We start from the raw sequence: 19,350 nt of genomic DNA, 5'->3' as shown, positions 1-19,350 counted from the left end.
GGCGTCAGACGCGGTAGCGGCGCAGTGCGGGCATCGCGACGGCCAGGCCCAGCATCACGGCGACGACCAGGACGCCGCCGCCCACCACCGCCGTACGCGGACCGAAGGCGGAGCCCGCGGTGCCGTGCAGCAGGTCGGCGAGGCGTGGGCCGCCCGCGACGACGACCGTGAACACGCCCTGCATCCGGCCGCGCATCTCGTCCGTGGCGGCGGACAGCAGGATCGCCCCGCGGAAGACCATCGAGACCATGTCGGCCACCCCGGCCACGGCCAGGAACGCCACCGCGAGCCACAGGCTGCCGCTCAGCCCGAAGCCGGTGATGGCCACGCCCCAGACGACGACCGCGCCGATCACCATCCACCCGTGTCGGCGGACCCGGGAGAACGTGCCGGAGAACAGCCCGCCCAGCACCGCGCCGATGGGGATCGCCGCGAACAGCAGGCCGAGCGCGAGCCCTTCGCCGTACGACGCGTAGGTCTCGGCGGCCAGCTGCGGGAACAGGGCCCGGGGCATGCCGAGGACCATCGCCACGACGTCGGCGAGGAGGGACAGCAACAGCACCTTGTGCAGGGAGATGTACCGGAACCCGGCCCCGATCTCCCGCAGCCCGGCACGGCGGGCGGGCCGGCCGTCCAGCGGCGGCAGCGCGGGCAGTCGTACGACGGCCCAGACCGCCAGGCACAGGGCGAGCGCGTCGATCAGATACAGCTCGGGCAGGCCGATGACCGGGATCAGGGCGCCGGCCAGGAGCGGACCCGCGACCAGGCCGGTCTGCATGACGGTGGAGCCGAGGGCCTGCGCGGCGGCCAGTTCGTCGGCGGGGACCAGGCGGGCGATCGAGGCGCTGCGGGCCGGGGCGTTGAGGCCGAAGAAGGCCTGCTGCACGGCGAGCAGCACCATCAGGACCGCCACCGAGCCGAGCCCGGCGGCGGCCTGGATCCAGAACAGCAGCGAGGTGACGGCTATGCCGCTGTTGGTGATCAGCAGCAGCCTGCGGCGGTCCATGGTGTCGGCGACGGCGCCGCCCCACAGCGCGAACACCACCAGGGGCAGCAGTCCGGCGAGGCTGGCGTAGCCGACCCAGGCGGAGGAGCCGGTGATGTCGTAGATCTGCTTGGGCACGGCGACGGCGGTGAGCTGGCTGCCGACCGCGGTGACGATGGTCGAGCTCCACAGGCGGCGATAGGCAGGGCGACGCAGCGGACGGGTGTCCAGGGCCCAGCGGCGCCAGCCGCGGCGGGGCGGTCCCGCCTTCTCGGCGGCCTCGGAGTCGGAGTGGGGGCTGCTCTCGCTCGTGTCCACGGGGTCCCTTGATGCTCGCTACATCTTTCGAATCAAGGGATCACTATGGCACCACCGACTGAGCGCGCGGATCGGCAACCTCAGGTTCCGGCAATGAGCGTCGCACCGAGGGCGATCATCGTCGCGGCGACCAGACCGTCCAGGACCCGCCAGGCGGCGGGCCGGGCGAGGAAGCGGCTGAGCAGCCGGGCGCCGAAGCCCAGGGCCGCGAACCAGCAGAGGCTGGCGCAGACCGCGCCGAGTCCGAACGTCCAGCGCAGCGGGCCGCGGTCGGCGGCGACGGAGCCGAGCAGGAACACCGTGTCGAGGTAGACGTGCGGGTTGAGCCAGGTCATGGCCAGGCAGGTGAGCACGGCACGTCTGCGGGAGCCCGCGGCCTCCCCCTCCACTGTCAGGGCACCCGGCCGGAACACCCGGCGTGCGGCGAGTGCGCCGTAGCAGAGCAGGAACGCACCGCCGATCCAGCCGACGGCGGTCAGCGCCCCCGGCCAGGCGACCACCACGGCACCGACACCGGCGACACCCAGCGCGATGAGGGCCGCGTCGGAGAGGGCGCAGATCGCGACGACGGGGAGGACCGCGTCGCGGCGGATGCCCTGGCGCAGGACGAAGGCGTTCTGGGCACCGATGGCGACGATGAGCGAGAGGCCGGTGCCGAACCCGGCGGCCGCGGCGGACAGTGCGTGGGACATGGCATCGACGCTAGGGAAGGCACCGCCTGGAGTACAGCTAAAGATTCTTACGTATCATTAGCGCTCGTGATGACAGACCTGCCTCTCGACCAGGTATGGACCCTCCTCGCCGTGGTGGACGAGGGCACGTTCGACGCGGCGGCGTCCACCCTGCATGTGACGCCGTCGGCGGTCAGCCAGCGCGTCAAGGCACTGGAGCAGCGCACCGGGCGCGTGCTGCTGACGCGGACCAAGCCGGTGCGGGCGACCGAGTCTGGCGAGGTGGTCGTGCGGTTCGCCCGCCAACTGGCCCGGCTGGAGCGCGATGCGCGCGCCGAGCTGGGCATGACCGGCGCCGGGGAGCCGACCCGGGTGTCCATCGCCGTGAACGCCGACTCCCTCGCCACCTGGTTCCTGGGCGCGCTCACCCGCCTGCCCGCCGAGCCCCGGCTCTCCTTCGAACTGCGCCGCGAGGACGAGGACCACACGGCGGCGCTGCTCAGGGAGGGCCAGGTGATGGCGGCGGTGACCTCCTCGCCGGACGCCGTGGCAGGGTGCTCGGTGCGGGCGCTGGGCCGGATGCGCTACCTCGCCGTGGCCAGTCCGGCCTTCGCCGAGGAACATCGCGACGGGCCGCTGCGGGACGCGCCGGTGGTGAATTTCGACCGACGGGACGACTTCCAGGACGGCTTCGTACGGCGATTGCCCGGCGGAGAGGGGGGAGGTCACGAGGGAGCGAGACCGGTGCGGCACTTCATCCCCACATCGGAAGGCTTCGCGGCGGCCGTCGCCGCCGGTCTCGGCTGGGGCATGCTGCCCGAGGCGCAGGCCGTGCCGCTGCTCCGGGCGGGGCGACTGGTTCAACTGGCGCCGGAGCGGCCGGTCGAGGTGCCCCTGTACTGGCAGCAGTGGAAGCTGGACTCACCCGCACTGGCGGCGGTGGCCGACGCCGTGTCAGCGACGGCGGCTGAGACGCTTCGCTCCTGGTGACCTGCTTCGCCGCCTGATCGCCGGATACCTTGGGCTTACCCTCCCGGCGGCGCCGTTGAGGCGCGTACCACGAGTTCCGTGGCAAGTTCGATGTGGTGGGACTCGACCTTCTCACCGTTGGCCAGTCGGAGGGCGGTGCGCAGGGCGGCGCCGCCCATCTCCCGTAGTGGCTGGCGCACAGTGGTCAGTGGTGGTGAGGCCATCTCAGCGAGATGCGTGTCGTCGAAGCCGACCACACTCAGGTCTTCGGGGACGCGCAGGCCTCGGGCGCGGGCGGTCTCGATGACACCCAGGGCGATCTCGTCGTTGCCTGTGAAGATCGCCGTCGGTGGCTCTGCCAGGTCCAGCAGCGCCGCGGAACCGAGCAAGCCGGTCTCGTACGTGAATTCTCCGGGCCGGACGTAGGCGTCGGGTACCGGCGCTCCTTCCGACTCCATGGCGGCGCGGTAGCCGTGCATGCGTGCCTGGTTGCACACGGCCATCGCCGGTCCGCCGAGATAGGCGACGCGGCGGTGGCCGAGGGAGAGCAGGTGCTGGGTCGCGGACAGGCCGCCGGCGAAGTTGGTCGCCCCGACGCTGTTGACCCGGCTGTCCGGCAGATGCAGCGGGTCCAGCACGACCAGCGGCAGCCCGGCCCGGGCCAGCTCCTTCACGTGCGCGGCGGTGTACACGCTGGTGACCGCGATGACGGCGCGGCGCCCGGCTGAGACCAGGTCCCGGGCCCAGTGCGGGGCGCGGGACGCCTTGCTGATCACCACCGAGGCCCCCACTTCGGTGGCGGAGTCCAGGATGCCTTCCAGGGTCTCGGCCACATACGACTTGAGGCCGCCCTGGAACTGCACCTCGATCGTCGGGCTCGCCATCGATTCGGTATGGCGGAACACGCGCGCGAGGTAGTCGTGCTGATGCAGCAGTTCCTGCACCCGGGCGCGGGTCTGCGGCGCCACTTCACCGCGGCCGTTGACCACCTTGGACACGGTCGCGACGGAGACCCCAGCCGCTTGGGCGATGTCCGCCAAAGTGGTGCGCCTGGCGTTCGGTGGCATCGGTTCCTCCCAGCAGTACGTCAACCGTACGACAACATGCACTCCTCTACCTGCCCCTTACCTCCGAAACATTTCGGCCCCTTCCAAGACCTTTCGAGGGTCGCGCTCGCCCGGCATTAGGCACGTAGCTGCTGCCTGACAACGTGGCTGCACATACCTTGACAGGGCGTCAGCCCGAAATCTAGTTTGCACGCACAGGCACAACGAGCTGGCTCGAAAAGGGAAGTTTCGAAAAGTTTCGAAAACCTTTCACCACGACTCACGAGTAGCCGGTGGCTCTCGAGTGCGGAGAACAAACATGGAGATACCCCTCTCTCGACGTACCCTCCTCGGCATGGCCGCCGCTGTGCCGGTCTCCGCGGCGCTGACGGCCTGCGGCACGTCCGGTCCCAGCAAGGGAGGAGGCGGCGACGGCGGCAAGGCCACGTACTGGCACCTGAGCGGCCAGCCCCAGGAAGGCGTCAGGACCGGCGCGGTGGAGCGGTTCAACGAGGCCAACCCCAAGGGGCAGATCGAGGTCACCACCTTCGAGAACGACGCCTACAAGACGAAGATCAAGACCGCCATCGGCGCCGGGAAGGCGCCCACCATCATCTGGGGGTGGGGCGGCGGCACGCTGCGCAGGTACGTGCAGGCCGACCAGGTCGACGACCTCACCCCGTGGTTCGACCAGAACCCCGAGATCAAGGACCGGCTCTTTCCGTCCTCGTTCGGCGCTGCGACCGTCGACGGCAGGATCTACGCGATGCCGTTCGAGAGCGTGGAGCCGATCGTCCTGTTCTACAACAAAAGGGTCTTCGACGATGTCGGCGTGGAGCCGCCCCAGTCGTGGGACGACATCATGGCCCTGGTGCCCAAGTTCAACGCGGAGGGCATAGCGCCGTTCTCCCTCGGCGGCCAGTCCCGGTGGACGAACATGATGTGGCTGGAGTTCCTGTTCGACCGCATCGGCGGCCCCGAGGTGTTCCAGGCCGTCTTCGACGGCGAGAAGAACGCCTGGTCCCACCCGGCCGCCATCGAGGCGCTGACCAAGGTGCAGGACCTGGTCAAGGCGAACGGATTCGTCAAGGGCTTCTCCTCGATCACCGCGGACTCCAACGCCGACCAGGCGCTGCTGTACACCGACAAGGCCGCGATGATGCTGCACGGCTCCTGGTCGTACGGCATCCAGCAGACCGAGGGCGGGGACTTCGTCTCCGGCGACGGCCTCGGTTTCATGAACTTCCCACCCGTCGACGGCGGCAAGGGCGATCCGGGCAACTCCGTCGGCAACCCCGCCCAGTACCTGTCCATCTCCTCGAAGGCCAGCGCCGAGCAGAAGAAGATCGCGAAGGACTTCTTCGCCACCGGCGTCCTCACGGACGAAGAGGTGAAGGACTGGATCGACACCGGGGCGGTGCCGATCCGGAAGGGCTCGGAGAAGCTGCTGGCCGGATCCGAGAGCGCCGAGTTCCTGCAGTTCGTCTACGGGATCGCCAGCAACGCGAAGTCGTTCGCCCAGTCCTGGGACCAGGCGCTCAGCCCGACGGCCGCCGAGACGCTGCTGGACAACATCGCCAAGCTGTTCCAGCTGTCCATCTCGCCGCGGCAGTTCACCGACAATCTCAACAAGGTCATCGGCAAGTGAGCGCACTCACGGGCTCTGCAGGGCGCGAGGGCCGGCGCAGCATCCTGCCCTGGCTGGCCGTGCCGGCGCTGCTGTTCTTCGTCGGCTTCGCCGTGGTCCCGCTCGTCGGCGTCTTCGTGCTGAGCTTCACGACGTGGGACGGGATCGGCACCATCCACCCGTCCGGCCTGACCAGCTGGCGTGCGGTGCTCACCAACCCCGGGCTGCCGCACGCCCTCTGGGTGACGTTCCTGGTGATGGCCGTGTCCTGGGCGGTTCAGACACCGGCGAGCATTCTGCTCGGCACGTTCCTGGCCGGCCGCCAGCGCTACCGCGCGGTGCTGAGCCTGATCTACTTCGTCCCGCTCCTGCTCAGCTCCGCGGCGATCGCGGTCGCGTACAGGGCCCTGCTGGACCCCAACTTCGGGCTGGGCGCCGGGCTGGGGTTCGAGTGGCTCAGCAAGGACTGGCTGGGGCGCCCCTGGCTCGCCTTCGGCGTCGTCGTCTTCGTCGTCTCCTGGCAGTTCGTCCCGTTCCACTCGCTGATCTACCAGGGGGGCGTCCAGCAGATCCCGCAGTCCCTGTACGAGGCCGCACAGTTGGACGGCGCCGGGCGGATCCGCCAGTTCTTCAGCATCACGCTGCCCCAGCTCAAATACACCATCATCACCTCGTCGACGCTGATGGTGATCGGGTCGCTCACCTTCTTCGACCTCATCTTCGTCCTGACCGAGGGCGGCCCCGGAGACGCCACCCGGGTCCTCGCGCTGGACATGTACAAACGCGGCTTCCAGGCCGACCTGATGGGGCCGGCCAGCGCCATCGCGGTCATCCTCGTCCTGATGGGCCTCGCCATCGCCCTGCTGCTGCGCCGGCTCGGAGGCCGGGACGCCGGTGAGAGCCAGCTCGAGGGAGTCTGACATGACCACCACGCTGACCAAGCCGCAACCGCAGAAGACCACCCCACGCGAGCGGGGGCACCGTCCCGGTGCGACCGCCCGCCGGCGCAACTGGCTCGGCGGTCTGGCCGGATGGCTCTGGCTCGCCGTCGTCGTCGTACCCCTCTACTGGATTCTCATCACCAGCCTCAAGGCCCGGAGCAACTACTACGCGAGCAACCCGCTGGCGCCGCCGACCGACCCCACACTGGACAACTACGAGCTGGTCCTCGAGTCCGACTTCATCAGCTACTTCTGGAACAGCGTCGTGGTCACCGCCGGCGCGGTGGTGCCGGCGGTCGCGGTCTCCTTCATGGCCGCCTACGCCATCGTGCGCGGCTGGCGCATGCGGTTCCTGCGCGTGGTGAACGGCATGTTCCTCATGGGCCTCGCCATCCCGCTGCAGGCGACGGCCATCCCGGTCTATCTGATCATCATCAAGCTGCAGCTGTACGACAGCCTGCTGGCGCTGATCCTGCCGTCGATCGCCTTCGCCATCCCGCTGTCCGTGCTGATACTCGCCAACTTCATCCGCGACGTGCCCAAGGAGCTGTTCGACTCGATGCGGGTGGACGGAGCCACCGAGTGGGGGACGCTGTGGCGCCTGGCGGCGCCGCTCACCCGACCGGCCATCCTCACCGTGACCATCTACAACGCGCTGACCATCTGGAACGGATTCCTGCTGCCGCTGATCCTCACCCAGAGCCCTTCCCAGCGGACTCTGCCGCTCGCCCTGTGGACCTTCCAGGGCGAGTACGGGGTCAACGTCCCCGCCCTCCTGGCCGCCGTCGTCCTCACCACCCTGCCCCTGATCATCCTGTACGCGTTCGGCCGCCGTCAGCTGCTGAGCGGTCTGACCGCCGGATTCAGCCGTTGACCGACGCTGCCGCCGTGGGCGGTGGCCGGCCTGTGGTCCGAGACATTCTGTGAGCTCCAAGATCGAATTCTGGTCTGATGGGCGTGGGAGGAAAGTGAACGCCAACGTGGCTGTAGAGAACGCCCCCGCAATCTCCCTCTGGAACGACCCCACCGTTTCCGTCACCGCGAGAGTCGACGCCCTGATCGACGCGATGACCCTTCAGGAGAAGACCGCCCAGCTGTACGGAGTGTGGGTGGGCGCCTCCAATCAGGGCGCTGAAGTGGCCCCCCATCAGCACGACTTGGAGGAGGCCGTCGATCTCGACGCACTCCTGCCCAACGGACTGGGCCAGCTGACCCGACCCTTCGGCACGGTCCCGGTCGACCCCGCCCTGGGTGCGCTCTCCCTGGCCCGCACCCAGACCCGTATCGCCGCCACGAACCGGTTCGGCATTCCCGCTCTCGCGCATGACGAGTGTCTGGCCGGCTTCGCCGCCTGGGGGGCGACGGCCTACCCCGTTCCGCTCTCCTGGGGCGCCACCTTCGATCCGGACACGGTGCGGCGCATGGCCGCCGCCATCGGCCGCGACATGCGTGCGGTCGGCGTCCACCAGGGACTCGCGCCCGTCCTGGATGTGATGCGTGACGCCCGCTGGGGCCGGGTCGAGGAGACCATCGGCGAGGACCCGTACCTGGTCGGCACCATCGGCACGGCGTACGTGCAGGGCCTTGAGTCCGCCGGGATCGTCGCCACCCTCAAGCACTTCGTCGGCTACTCGGCCTCTCGCGCCGGTCGTAACCTCGCTCCCGCCTCCGTGGGGGCCCGCGAGCAGGCCGATGTCCTGCTGCCCCCCTTCGAGATGGCCGTCCGCGAGGGCGGTGCCCGCTCCGTGATGCACGCCTACACCGACACCGACGGCATTCCCGCCGCCGCCGACGAGCAACTGCTCACCGGACTGCTCCGTGACACCTGGGGTTTCGACGGCACCGTCGTCTCCGACTACTTCGGCATCGCCTTCCTCAAGACCCTGCACGGCATCGCAGCCGATTGGGCCGACGCCGCCGGCGCCGCACTCGCGGCGGGCGTCGACGTCGAACTGCCCAACGTCAAGACCTTCGGCACACCCCTCGTGCAGGCCGTCACCGAGGGCCGCGTACCGGAGAAGCTCATCGACCGCGCTCTGCGCCACGTTCTCCTCCAGAAGGCGGCGCTCGGCCTGCTCGACCCCGACTGGAGCGCCGTACCGGCCGCGCTCGACGGCGCCGACCTCGACGACCCGGACGCCCTGCGCGGCAAGGTCGACCTGGACCCGCCTGAGAACCGCCAACTGGCCCGAGAAGTCGCCGAGAAGGCGGTCATCCTCCTGTCCAACGACGGTACCCTGCCGCTCACCCGGCCGCGCCGCATCGCCCTGATCGGCCCCAACGCGACCGAGCCCACAGCGGTGCTGGGCTGCTACTCCTTCCCTCAGCACATCGGCGTCCGCCACCCCGGGACCCCGCTCGGCATCGAGTTGCCCACGCTGCGCGACACTCTCGCCGTCGAGTTTCCCGACGCCGAGATCACGGTCGCTCGCGGCACCGGAATAGACGACGGAGACCTCTCCGGCATCCGCGAGGCCGCCCGGGTGGCAAGCGAGGCAGATGTCGCCGTGGTAGTGCTCGGCGACCGTGCCGGGCTGTTCGGGCAGGGCACCAGCGGAGAGGGATGTGACGCCGAGGCGCTGGTCCTGCCCGGTGCGCAGCAGCAACTGCTCGACACCCTGCTCGATGCGGGGACGCCCGTGGTCACCGTGCTGCTCGCGGGACGGCCGTACGCCCTTGGCCGGGCCGTGGACGAGTCCGCTGCGATCGTGCAGTCCTTCTTCCCGGGTGAGGAGGGCACTCACGCGATTGCCGGGGTGCTCAGCGGCCGTGTCAATCCCTCCGGACGTCTCCCGGTCAGCGTGCCGCGTGGGCCGGGCTCCCAGCCGACCACGTACCTCGGCGCGCGCCTCGCGCACGCCAGCGAGGTGTCCAACATCGACCCGACCCCGGCGTTCTCCTTCGGCCATGGCCTGTCCTATACGCGGTTCGACTGGACAGACCTGATCATGGACGTCCAAGAGGCCCCGACGGACGGCGAGTTCACCCTCACATTCACAGTCCGCAACACCGGCGAACGGCCTGGAGCCGAGGTCGTCCAGCTCTATCTGCACGACCCGGTTGCCTCCGTCGTCCAGCCGGTGCAGCGCCTCGTCGGCTACACCCGGCTCGAGCTGAGGCCGGGCGAGGCCCGCCGCATCCATGTCACGGTCCCGGCCGACCTCGCTTCCTTCACCGGACGCGACGGTCGGCGGGTGGTCGAACCGGGCGAACTGGAAGTGCGGTTGGCCGCCTCCAGCGCGGGTCCGCGTCTGACGGCCAGGGTCACGCTGACCGGAACCGAGCGCCACGTGGATCACACGCGGCGCCTCCACGCTACGTTCGAGCAGGACGCTGGCTAGGTGGGGTGGTCGGGCAGCCGGAGCCCATTGCCCAAGGGTTGAACTTGTCCTCGGGTCGCGTCGCCTTCCCCACTCGGACCGGCGGACGCAGCCGGGTTCGGACTCAGCGCCGCAGTCCAGGCGACTCCGCGATCTCCTGTTCGGCCGCTTCGATGATCGACAGCACGGCCGCCGACGCCGTCGCTGGATCGCCGGCCGCCACCGCGTCCACGACGGCGCGGTGAGCCGGCAGCGAGGCCTCGACGGCGCCGGGTGTCTGGGTGCTGACGTGGAAGCTGTGTTCCAGCGCGATGTCGACCGCGCGACCCAGGGAGCCGAGCAGGCGGTTGCCACTCGCGTCCAGCAGAGCGCGGTGGAAGGCGATGTCGGCCTCGACGTAGCCCTCGCGCCCGGGCCTCGCCGCCGCGGCCTCCATGGCCGCCAGGGCGTCGTACAGGGCGCGCACGTCATCCGGCCGGGCCCGGTCAGCTGCGAGCCGGGCGGCCTCCGGCTCGACGATCCGGCGCAGTTCAACCGTGTCGCGCAGTAAAGCCGAGGGATCTCCGGCCTGTTGCCAGCGCAGCACGTCGCGGTCCAGGTGGTTCCAGTGCTCCGGGGCCAGCACTCGCGTACCCGTACGCGGGCGTACCTCCAGCATCCCCTTGGCCACCAGAGCCTTGACCGCCTCCCGCAGCCCGCCGCGGCTGACGCCGATTTCAGTGGCGAGCGCGTCCTCGACGGGCAGCGGCTCCCCCGGCGCCCAGGCACCGCCGACGATTCGCCGCCCCAGCTCGTCGACCACTTGCTGATGCATGGTCCGGAAAACCACCACGATCTTCGTTCACCCCCTGGACGCCATTCATTGAATCATTTAATGATTGTCTCACGCTACGGGACCACGCACCGGTCGGCACACGAGCCACAGGAGCAGGCGACATGACGGACGCGAAGACGACGAGCCGCCGCAGCCAGGCGTGGTTCGGCGCGCAAGGCCGCAGCGGGATGGTGTACCGCTCCTGGATGCGCAACCAGGGCTTCGGTCACGAGGTGTTCGACGGGCGTCCCGTCATCGGCATCGCCACTAGCGCTTCCGAACTCGCCCCGTGCAACGCACATCTGACCCGCGTCGCCGAAGCGGTCAAGCGCGGTGTGTGGCAGGCGGGCGGCTTCCCGCTCCAGTTCCCGACCATGGCCACCGGCGAGACGCTGATGCGTCCCACCGCCATGCTCTACCGCAACCTCATGGCCATGGAGGTCGAGGAGCTGATCCGGGCCAATCCGCTGGACGGGGTCGTCCTGCTCTCCGGCTGCGACAAGACGACGCCCGCCATGCTCATGGGCGCCGCCAGCGTCGACCTGCCCGCCGTCATGGTCACCGGCGGGCCCATGCTCAACGGCAAGTACCGAGGCCAGGACGTGGGGTCCGGCACCCACGTGTGGAAGTTCGAGGAAGACCTCAAGACCGGGCGGATGACGCAGGAGGAGTGCTTCTTCGCCGAAGGCTGTATGGCCCGTTCCAACGGCCACTGCATGACGATGGGCACCGCCTCCACCATGGCGTGCATGGCTGAGGCACTCGGCATGCAACTCCCCGGCTCGGCGGCCTGGCCCGCCGTCGACTCTCGGCGGATGGAGACTGCGCAGGCGGCGGGCCAGCGCATCGTCCGGATGGTGGAAGAGGAACTGCGCCCCGCGCGGATCCTGACCCGGGAAGCCTTCGAGAACGCCATCCGGGTCAACGCGGCCATCGGCGGCTCCACCAACGCCATCATCCACCTCACCGCCCTCGCCGGACGCGTCGGCGTCGACCTGAGCCCGGAGGACTTCGACGAACTGGCCCGCGTGGTGCCGACCCTGGTCAATCTGATGCCCAGCGGCAGGTACCTGATGGAGGACTTCTGCTACGCGGGCGGGCTGCCCGCCGTCATGGCCGAACTGCTCCGGGGCGAACTGCTCTACGGCGATCAGATCACCGTCACCGGCCGCGGTGTCGCCGAGAACGTCGCGGACGCCGAGCGCGTCGGCGCGGACGTCATCACCGGCCTAGACGCCCCGTTCCAACCGGCCGGGAGCGGTACCGCCGTGCTGCGCGGCAACCTGTGTCCCGACGGCGCGGTGATCAAGCAGTCGGCCGCGTCACCGAACCTGCTCACCCACCGTGGCCCCGCACGCGTCTTCGACTCCCCCGAGGCGTACCACGCGGTCGCCGACGACCCGGAACTCGACGTCGACGAGAACACCGTCATCGTCATCCGCAATGCCGGCCCCAAGGGGTACCCCGGCATGCCCGAGGTCGCCAACGTGCCGCTGCCCGCCAAGCTGCTCAAGGCGGGCGTGACGGACATGGTGCGTGTCTGCGACGGCCGGATGAGCGGTACCGGGTACGGAACCGTGGTGCTGCACGTAGCCCCCGAGGCGGCCGTCGGCGGCCCTCTCGCCCTGGTGCGTGACGGCGATCCGATCGTCCTCGACGTCCCGAACCGCACCCTGCGTCTGGACGTGGCCGACGCCGAACTCCAGCGGCGCCGGGAGCTGTGGGAGGCGCCCGCACCGCGGTACACCAGCGGCTACACCTGGCTGTACACCCAGAACGTCGGACAGGCCGACGAGGGAGCCGATTTCGGCTTCCTGCGCGGCAGTCGCGGCCACGAAGTCCCCCGCGACTCCCACTGAGCCGCCGCCCAACACCCCCACCCCCGCCCGCGAACCCGGGAGACCAGCAGCGTGGAATCGGCACCGGCCCGCCCCCGTCCCGCCCTCACGCCCGGCTCCGTCCTGCCGGACGACGCCGACCGGGCCACCCTCATCGCACGCGTATACGCCCCGGAGTGGGACGGGCCGTGTGTGGCCGCGGTGCGCGGCGAGCAGGTCGTCGACCTGACCGCCGTCACGCCCACCGTCTCCGACCTGCTGGAACGCGACGACGCGGCCACGGTGGTCCGCGAGGCCGTCGGTGAACACGCCTGGCCCCTTGACGAGCTGTTGGACGCGACCGCGACCGGCCGCCGCGATGTCCCGCACCTGCTCGCCCCCATCGACCTCCAGGTGATCAAGGCGGCGGGCGTCACCTTCGCCCGGAGTCTGCTGGAGCGCGTCATCGAGGAGCGCGCGGGCGGCGATCCGGCGCAGGCCGCCCGCGTGCGGGAGCGCGTCCGGCAGGCGGTGGGCGGGGCGCTCGACGGACTCCGGCCCGGGTCGCCGGAGGCCGGCAAAGTCAAGGAGCTGCTGGTCTCCGAGGGACTGTGGTCGCAGTACCTCGAGGTCGGGATCGGGCCGGACCCGGAAGTGTTCACCAAGGCCCCGGTGCTGTCCGCGGTCGGCACCGGAGCCGACATCGGAGTGCTCGCCGAGTCGGTGTGGAACAACCCCGAGCCCGAGGCCGTCCTCGTCGTCGACTCGGGCGGCCGGGTACGCGGCGCCACCCTCGGCAACGACGTCAACCTCCGGGACATCGAGGGACGCAGCGCCTTGCTGCTCTCTCGCGCCAAGGACAACAACGCCTCCTGCGCGATCGGGCCGTTCATCCGCCTGCTCGACGACGACTTCGACCTCGACACCGTACGCGGGCTCGACATCGACCTGCGCGTCGACGGCGCGGACGGCTTCGTGCTCCAGGGCAGCAGCTCGATGCGCGAGATCAGCCGCGACGTGCTGGACCTGGTGGCCGCGACGCACGGTGCGCACCACCAGTACCCGGACGGCTTCGTGCTGTTCACCGGCACCTTGTTCGCGCCCACCGAGGACCGGCACGCACCCGGCGCGGGCTTCACCCACGAGCACGGCGACATCGTACGGATCTCCAGCCCGCCGCTCGGCGCTCTGGTCAACACCGTCGTCGCCAGCGAGCAGGCCGCGCCGTGGACCTTCGGCGTACGGGCACTGATGCACAACCTGGCCCGGCGCGGCATGCTGTGACCCTGCCTCGACGCCACGCGGCCCGCTACGACGTCGGGCCGCCCGGCAGCCGCAGGGTGAAGACGCTGCCCTGGCCGGGCTCGCTGACCGCCTCGGCCGTTCCGCCGTGGGCCGCGGTCAGGTGGCGGACGATGGGCAGGCCGAGTCCGCTGCCGCCCGTGCGGCGGCTGCGGGACTTCTCCGCTCGCCAGAACCGGTCGAAGACGTGCGGCAGTTCCTCGGGCGTGATACCGGTGCCGGTGTCGGCGACCTCGATGAGGACCTCGTCACCGTCCTGGCGCGCGGCCAGGGTGACGGTGCCGCCGGCCGGGGTGTGCCGCAGCGCGTTGGAGACCAGGTTGCCGAGCGCCTGCCGCATCCGGACCGGGTCGGCGTCCAGCCAGGGCGTGCCGTCGATGTCGGTGCGCAGTTCGACGCCGGCCGCGTCGGCGGCGACGTGGTGGGCCGCGGCGACCTGGTGGAGGAGTTCGTCGCAGCGCACGGGCTCGCGGTACAGGCGCAGGGTGCCGGCGTCGGCGTCGGCGAGGTCGCGCAGGTCGTCGATGACGCGCTGGAGGACGACGGCCTCCTCGTGCAGCGCGGCCAGCAGGGCGGGGTCCGGGTCGACGACTCCGTCGCGGGTGACCTCCAGCCAGCCGCGGATATTGGTGAGCGGGCTGCGCAGTTCGTGGGCGATGTCGCTGACCATGGCCTTGCGCTGGGCTTCCAGTCGTTCGCGGCGTTCGGTCAGGTCGTTGAAGGCCGCGGCCAGGATGCCGGTCTCGTCCCGCGTGGTGACGGGGACGCGGACATGGCGGTCCGGGGGCTGCTGGGCCGCCGCGGTCAGCGCGCGCAGCGGCCGTACCAGCCGGGTGGCGACCACGGCGGTCACGGCCACGGTGACGGCGAGCACGAGCCCCGCGGTGCCCACGACCTTGGCCTTGTTGGCCGGGGACATGTCGAACCGCACGGCAGGGCTGCCCCCACCGCCCAGGAACAGCTCGGCCACCGGCGCCGTATAGGGGTCGAGCTGGGCGCGACGGGCGTCGTCGAGACAGGACTCGGCCTGCCGCATGTCCGTGACACCTGTCTTGTCGTAGCCGGACGCGAAGGACGGGCTCCGGAAGGGCAGGCCAGGCAGGGCGTCCCCCAGGGCCACGGGCAGCCGGGGATCCACGCCCGCCCGGACCAGACAGTCGCGCGCGAGCGTGTGGAGCGCGGTCAGCGCCTTCTCCTCCGTGGGGGTGGGCGTGTTGAGCAGGCCGTCGCCGCACGGCTCCGGCACGTAGCCGGGCTGACCGTTCCCGTCCGCGTCGGCCAGGACCGGGCGGCCGCTCGGTGTGCGGGTGAGGCGGGTCTCCAGGCCGTGGTGGGCGAAGCAGCTCTGTCGTTTCCGGGCCAGGAGGTCGAGCTTCGTGCGTTCCGCCGTAGTGAGCCGGTACGGGCCGACCACGCGCGGGTCGGTGCCGCCGAGTTGGGCGCCCCGCTCGGTGGAGGTGTCGGTGCGCAGGGGGTCCACGGTCGCGGCGGCGGTCGGTGGCAGGGAGGTGCCGGGCGGCGCCGAGTCGGCGATGGTCCTGCGGTCGGGGGTGGTCAGGGCGATACGCCGGCCCGTCTGCGCCGACAACTCCCGCACGGTCGCGGCGACTCCCCTCCAGTCGCGATGGGTGGCCGCGTAGCCGCTGAGTTCGGCCAGGACCTCCATGTCCGCGGCGAGGGCCTGGCCCTGCTCCTCGCGCAGCGCGCGGGTGGTGGTCGCCACGGCCAGCCATGCGGTCGCCGCAACCGAGCACACGGCGATGAGGACGGAGGCGATCAGCAGCCGTACCAGGAGGCGCTTGCGCAGCGGGATGCGCTCGCTCATCAGCGGCCGCCGCTGAGCTTGTAGCCGACGCCGAACACGGTCAGCAGCCGGGCCGGGCGGCGCGGGTCGGCCTCGATCTTCTTGCGCAGGTTCATGATGTGGACGTCGACGGCCCGTTCGGTGGAGGCCCGGTCGGTGCCCCGGGTGATCTCCAGCAACTGCCGCCGGGAGAACACCCGTTCCGGTTCCCCGGCCATGGCCAGCAGGATCTCGAACTCGGCCGGCGTGCACTCCACCGGCGTTCCGTCGCAGCGCACCTCGTGCCGTACGGAATCGACCGAGAGACCCGCGGCGCGTACGACCGGATCCTCGCGCCGGTCCACGGGCACCCGTCCGCTGCGCCGCAGGACGGTCCGGATGCGGGCCATCAGCTCGCGCGGACTGTACGGCTTGGTCATGTAGTCGTCCGCGCCCAGCTCCAGGCCGAGCAGGATGTCGTCCTCGGTCGAGCGGGCGGTGAGCATCAGGACGGGGATGTCGTCGTCCGCGCGCAGCACCCGGCACACCCCGAACCCGTCGATCACCGGGAGCATCAGATCCAGCACGACGAGGTCAGGGGCGAGCCGCCGTGCCGCGTCCAGCGCGGCCCGCCCGTCGTGGACCACGGTGGCGGTGTGACCCTCCGCGAGCAGGGAGCGCCGTATCAACTCGGCCTGCATCTCGTTGTCCTCGGCGACCAGCACATGTGCGCACACCCGGCGGATCCTAAGCGGTTCAGCGGGCCAGGGACGCGGCGTCGCCCATGACGACGACGGGGTTCAGCCGGGGGTCCAGCGCCAGCAGCAGCTCCTTCATGTGCTCCTTGGCGATGCTCACACAGCCCTGGGTGGGGCCGTCGTGGTCGACGTGGAACCAGATCCCGCCGCCGCGGCTCGCACCGAGCGGGCGGGTCCAGTCCAGGGGCGTGGTGCCGGGCCGCCGGTTGTAGTCGATGGCGATGACGTAGTCGAAGGAGCCGAGCAACGACTCACCCTCGAAACCGGTTCCCGGTGAAGTGAAGCCGGTGGAGCGGTCGTACGGCAGCTTGGTTCCGGGGTCGTCGAGCAGGCCACCGGCGTCCGTGAGCGTGTAGACGCCGATGGGTGAGCGCAGGTCGCCGATCCGGTGGTCGTCGGTCCAGCCCTTGAGGGCGTTGTGGGCGGGCCAGCTCGCGCCCGCGTGCCAGCCGTCGGAGGTGCGCTCGTACAGGACGACGGTGGAGCGCGAGGAGTTCTTGCCCCGTCCGGTCACGACGACGGCCTGCCGGGTGTCCGACGGCACCTTCGCCCAGGTCTTCGGCCCGAGACCGGGCACCTGCCGCGGTGCCGTCTCTGCGGAGATCTTGGGGGCGGGGGTGTTCGGGGCGCCGGCCTGGGGGGTCACGGTTTTGTGGTCCGGTGCGGCCGAGGCACCGCGGCCGCATCCGGTCAGGAGCAGGGACACGGCGAGCAGGGCCACGCCGGGCTTGCGTGTGATCATGGCTCGACCTTGACCAACACTTGTGAGGAACTCGTCAGGTTCTGAGGGGTGTTCGGTCACGAGTCTTCGGCACTTGCGGGTCGGGGGCGGGCTACAGCTTCACGGTAGGCGTCACTCCGTCCACGTTTCGACCCCGTTCAGGTCAAGTCGTACCGCCTTCCCCGCCGCACCCCGCAGTACGCTCCCGGCACATCCCCGTCGAAAGGCCTCACCGTGAGCGTTCGCGTCCGTCGCGTCTACGATCCGCCCGAGCCCGAGGACGGCGTGCGTGTCCTGGTCGACCGGCTGTGGCCGCGCGGACTGTCGAAGGACGCGGCGCGGGTCGACGAGTGGCCGAAGGCGCTCACTCCGTCGACCGAACTGCGCCGCTGGTACCACGCGGGCGAGGGGTCGTACGAGGAGTTCAGCCGTCGCTACGAGGCGGAGCTCGCCGCGCCCGAGGCGGCCGAACTCGTCGAAACCATCAGGGAGTTGGCCCGCAAGGGGCCGGTGACCCTGCTCACCTCGGCCAAGACTCCCGAGGAGAGTCATGCCGCCGTGCTGGCCCGCCTCCTCCAGGGCTGAGGAGGCGGGCCCGAGGGTTCAGGCGGTCTGCTGGGCCGCCGCCCGCCCCGCCGCGCGCCCGGAGAACAGGCAGCCGCCGAGGAAGGTGCCCTCGAGGGCGTTGTATCCGTGGACGCCGCCGCCGCCGAAGCCGGCGACCTCGCCCGCCGCGTAGAGGCCGTCGACCGGCTGTCCGTCGGCGCCCAGGGCGCGGGATTCGAGGTCGGTCTGGATGCCGCCGAGGGTCTTGCGGGTCAGGACGTGCAGCTTGACGCCGATCAGGGGTCCGGCGGCCGGGTCGAGGATGCGGTGCGGGGTCGCGACCCGGCCGAGGCGGTCGCCGATGTAGCGGCGGGCGTTGCGGATGCCCTGGACCTGGGAGTCCTTCGCGTACGGGTTGGCGATCTGCAGGTCGCGTGCCTCGATCTGGCGCCGTACCTCGGCCGCGTCGAGAAGCGGCTTCTCGGTCAACTGGTTCATCTTCTCGACCAGTTGGTCCAGGGTCGGGGCCGTCACGAAGTCCGCTCCCTTGCGCAGGAACGCGTCGACCGGTCCCGGCGCGCCCTTGCCCAGCACGCGCTCGCGCAGGAACGCCTTGCGGTCCTTGGAGGTGATGTCGGGGTTCTGCTCAGAGCCCGACAGCGCGAACTCCTTCTCGATGATCTTCTGGGTGAGGATGAACCAGGAGTGGTCGTATCCGGCGATGTCCTCGGTGGTGCGCAGATGCTTGAGGGTGCCGAGGGTGTCGTATCCGGGCAGGCACGGGTCGGGCAGCCGGCGGCCCAGCGCGTCGAACCACATCGAGGACGGGCCGGGCAGGATGCGAATGCCGTGGCCGGGCCAGATCGGGTCCCAGTTCTGCAGGCCCTCGGTGTAGTGCCACATGCGGTCGCGGTTGACCAGCCGTACGCCGGCCCGGTCGCTGATGTCGAGCATGCGGCCGTCGACGTAGGCCGGGACGCCGGTGACCATCTCCGTGGGCGCGGTGCCGAGACGTTCGGGCCAGTAGCGGCGGACAATGTCATGGTTGGCGCCGATGCCGCCGGTGGTGACGACGACGGCCTGGGCGGTGAGTTCGAAGTCGCCGATCCGGTCGCGGCTGGAGGGGACACCGCGGGCCGAGCGGTCCTCGGCGAGGACCGTGCCGCGCACGCCGCGCACCGAGCCCTCCTCGACGACGAGTTCGTCCACCTGGTGCCGGTGGTAGAAGGTGAGCAGCCCGTCCCGCGCCGCCTGCTTGGCGTGGCCGACGAAGGGCTCGACGACTCCCGTGCCCGTGCCCCAGGCGATGTGGAAGCGGGGGACGGAGTTGCCGTGCCCGTCGGCCCTCAGGTCGCCGCGCTCCGCCCAGCCGACGGTGGGCAGGAACGAGATGCCGTGCCCGGCGAGCCACGAGCGCTTCTCCCCCGCCGCGAACTCGACGTAGGCCCGCGCCCAGCGCACCGCCCAGGAGTCCTCGTCGTCGACGCGGTCGAACTGCGCGCTGCCCTGCCAGTCGTTCCAGGCGAGGTCGAAGGAGTCCTTGATGCCCAGGCGCCGCTGTTCCGGGGTGTCGACCAGGAACAGCCCGCCGAAGGACCAGAACGCCTGGCCGCCGAGGTTGGCGGCGTTCTCCTGGTCGACCAGGGCGACCCTGCGGCCCCGGCTGGTGAGTTCGTGCGCCGCGACCAGGCCGGCGAGGCCCGCTCCGACGACGATGACGTCGGCATCCATG

16 protein-coding genes are annotated in these 19,350 nt (G+C 70.7%); 8 read left to right on the top strand and 8 right to left on the bottom strand.

Annotated elements, in window-relative coordinates; all coding sequences use genetic code 11:
* Window positions 1-4 precede the first annotated feature (4 nt).
* A complete protein-coding gene (locus tag AB0I98_RS27215; RefSeq protein WP_362946206.1) occupies window positions 5-1,303 on the bottom strand; it encodes an MFS transporter in 1,299 nt (432 codons plus the stop codon).
* Between the two features lie 80 nt (window positions 1,304-1,383).
* Window positions 1,384-1,995 (bottom strand): LysE/ArgO family amino acid transporter, encoded by a 612-nt coding sequence (locus AB0I98_RS27210; protein WP_362946204.1) that lies wholly within the window; start codon window positions 1,993-1,995, stop codon window positions 1,384-1,386.
* Between the two features lie 69 nt (window positions 1,996-2,064).
* On the opposite strand from AB0I98_RS27210, the gene AB0I98_RS27205 reads away from it, so the two are divergent.
* Window positions 2,065-2,964: a LysR family transcriptional regulator ArgP gene (locus tag AB0I98_RS27205; protein WP_362946202.1), complete on the top strand. Its 900-nt coding sequence runs from the start codon at window positions 2,065-2,067 to the stop codon at window positions 2,962-2,964.
* Between the two features lie 35 nt (window positions 2,965-2,999).
* Here the strand turns inward: AB0I98_RS27205 and AB0I98_RS27200 are convergent, their stop codons facing one another.
* Complete coding sequence (locus AB0I98_RS27200; RefSeq protein ID WP_362946199.1) at window positions 3,000-4,010, bottom strand: LacI family DNA-binding transcriptional regulator; 1,011 nt, start codon at window positions 4,008-4,010, stop codon at window positions 3,000-3,002.
* Window positions 4,011-4,308: 298 nt separating this feature from the next.
* On the opposite strand from AB0I98_RS27200, the gene AB0I98_RS27195 reads away from it, so the two are divergent.
* The 4 genes from AB0I98_RS27195 (at window position 4,309) to AB0I98_RS27180 (ending at window position 9,898) form a co-directional block, all read left to right on the top strand.
* Complete coding sequence (locus AB0I98_RS27195) at window positions 4,309-5,637, top strand: extracellular solute-binding protein (RefSeq protein ID WP_362946197.1); 1,329 nt, start codon at window positions 4,309-4,311, stop codon at window positions 5,635-5,637.
* Entirely contained in the window at window positions 5,634-6,536 is a 903-nt protein-coding gene (locus AB0I98_RS27190; RefSeq protein WP_362946195.1) for a sugar ABC transporter permease, read from the top strand. Before AB0I98_RS27195 ends, AB0I98_RS27190 begins: the two co-directional genes overlap by 4 nt.
* Window position 6,537: 1 nt before the next feature.
* Window positions 6,538-7,431: a carbohydrate ABC transporter permease gene (locus AB0I98_RS27185; protein ID WP_362946193.1), complete on the top strand. Its 894-nt coding sequence runs from the start codon at window positions 6,538-6,540 to the stop codon at window positions 7,429-7,431.
* A gap of 94 nt (window positions 7,432-7,525) precedes the next feature.
* Window positions 7,526-9,898, top strand: a complete 2,373-nt coding sequence (locus AB0I98_RS27180) for a glycoside hydrolase family 3 N-terminal domain-containing protein (RefSeq protein WP_362946190.1) — start codon at window positions 7,526-7,528, stop codon at window positions 9,896-9,898.
* Window positions 9,899-10,001: 103 nt separating this feature from the next.
* Here AB0I98_RS27180 and AB0I98_RS27175 read toward each other — a convergent pair whose 3' ends face one another.
* Window positions 10,002-10,691 carry a FadR/GntR family transcriptional regulator gene (locus AB0I98_RS27175; RefSeq protein ID WP_362946187.1) on the bottom strand — a complete coding sequence of 230 codons (690 nt, stop codon included), beginning with the start codon at window positions 10,689-10,691 and terminating at the stop codon, window positions 10,002-10,004.
* Between the two features lie 122 nt (window positions 10,692-10,813).
* Here AB0I98_RS27175 and AB0I98_RS27170 point away from each other — a divergent pair, with 122 nt between their 5' ends.
* Window positions 10,814-12,550: an IlvD/Edd family dehydratase gene (locus AB0I98_RS27170; protein WP_362946184.1), complete on the top strand. Its 1,737-nt coding sequence runs from the start codon at window positions 10,814-10,816 to the stop codon at window positions 12,548-12,550.
* 51 nt (window positions 12,551-12,601) lie between these two features.
* Window positions 12,602-13,792: a fumarylacetoacetate hydrolase family protein gene (locus tag AB0I98_RS27165; protein ID WP_362946181.1), complete on the top strand. Its 1,191-nt coding sequence runs from the start codon at window positions 12,602-12,604 to the stop codon at window positions 13,790-13,792.
* 25 nt (window positions 13,793-13,817) lie between these two features.
* On the opposite strand, the gene AB0I98_RS27160 is transcribed toward AB0I98_RS27165, so the two are convergent.
* Genes AB0I98_RS27160 through AB0I98_RS27150 form a run of 3 tightly spaced genes read right to left on the bottom strand, consistent with a single transcriptional unit; the run spans window position 13,818 to window position 17,093 of the window.
* Complete coding sequence (locus AB0I98_RS27160) at window positions 13,818-15,635, bottom strand: HAMP domain-containing sensor histidine kinase (RefSeq protein WP_362946179.1); 1,818 nt, start codon at window positions 15,633-15,635, stop codon at window positions 13,818-13,820.
* A complete protein-coding gene (locus AB0I98_RS27155; protein ID WP_362946177.1) occupies window positions 15,635-16,330 on the bottom strand; it encodes a response regulator transcription factor in 696 nt (231 codons plus the stop codon). The genes AB0I98_RS27160 and AB0I98_RS27155 overlap by 1 nt, the downstream gene beginning before the upstream one ends.
* Before the next feature lie 19 nt (window positions 16,331-16,349).
* Complete coding sequence (locus AB0I98_RS27150) at window positions 16,350-17,093, bottom strand: L,D-transpeptidase family protein (protein ID WP_362946174.1); 744 nt, start codon at window positions 17,091-17,093, stop codon at window positions 16,350-16,352.
* A gap of 213 nt (window positions 17,094-17,306) precedes the next feature.
* On the opposite strand from AB0I98_RS27150, the gene AB0I98_RS27145 reads away from it, so the two are divergent.
* Entirely contained in the window at window positions 17,307-17,657 is a 351-nt protein-coding gene (locus AB0I98_RS27145; RefSeq protein ID WP_362946172.1) for a DUF488 family protein, read from the top strand.
* 18 nt (window positions 17,658-17,675) lie between these two features.
* Here the strand turns inward: AB0I98_RS27145 and AB0I98_RS27140 are convergent, their stop codons facing one another.
* On the bottom strand, window positions 17,676-19,349 hold the full coding sequence (locus tag AB0I98_RS27140) for an FAD-binding dehydrogenase (RefSeq protein WP_362946169.1): 1,674 nt from the start codon (window positions 19,347-19,349) through the stop codon (window positions 17,676-17,678).
* Between the last annotated feature and the right edge of the window lies 1 nt (window position 19,350).

The organism is Streptomyces sp. NPDC050211, from assembly GCF_040656035.1.
Lineage (GTDB): Bacteria > Actinomycetota > Actinomycetes > Streptomycetales > Streptomycetaceae > Streptomyces.
Note: the sequence above shows the minus strand (reverse complement) of the source record. Positions and strands in the feature narration are given on the sequence as shown.

What these genes read in the sequence shown, in the direction of transcription:
- AB0I98_RS27160 (WP_362946179.1), bottom strand. Translation starts at nt 15,635, where the DNA reads ATGAGCGAGCGCATCCCGCTGCGCAAGCGCCTCCTGGTACGGCTGCTG.
- AB0I98_RS27150 (WP_362946174.1), bottom strand. Translation starts at nt 17,093, where the DNA reads ATGATCACACGCAAGCCCGGCGTGGCCCTGCTCGCCGTGTCCCTGCTC.
- AB0I98_RS27175 (WP_362946187.1), bottom strand. Translation starts at nt 10,691, where the DNA reads ATGCATCAGCAAGTGGTCGACGAGCTGGGGCGGCGAATCGTCGGCGGT.
- AB0I98_RS27195 (WP_362946197.1), top strand. Translation starts at nt 4,309, where the DNA reads ATGGAGATACCCCTCTCTCGACGTACCCTCCTCGGCATGGCCGCCGCT.
- AB0I98_RS27205 (WP_362946202.1), top strand. Translation starts at nt 2,065, where the DNA reads ATGACAGACCTGCCTCTCGACCAGGTATGGACCCTCCTCGCCGTGGTG.
- AB0I98_RS27170 (WP_362946184.1), top strand. Translation starts at nt 10,814, where the DNA reads ATGACGGACGCGAAGACGACGAGCCGCCGCAGCCAGGCGTGGTTCGGC.
- AB0I98_RS27185 (WP_362946193.1), top strand. Translation starts at nt 6,538, where the DNA reads ATGACCACCACGCTGACCAAGCCGCAACCGCAGAAGACCACCCCACGC.
- AB0I98_RS27140 (WP_362946169.1), bottom strand. Translation starts at nt 19,349, where the DNA reads ATGGATGCCGACGTCATCGTCGTCGGAGCGGGCCTCGCCGGCCTGGTC.
- AB0I98_RS27200 (WP_362946199.1), bottom strand. Translation starts at nt 4,010, where the DNA reads ATGCCACCGAACGCCAGGCGCACCACTTTGGCGGACATCGCCCAAGCG.
- AB0I98_RS27210 (WP_362946204.1), bottom strand. Translation starts at nt 1,995, where the DNA reads ATGTCCCACGCACTGTCCGCCGCGGCCGCCGGGTTCGGCACCGGCCTC.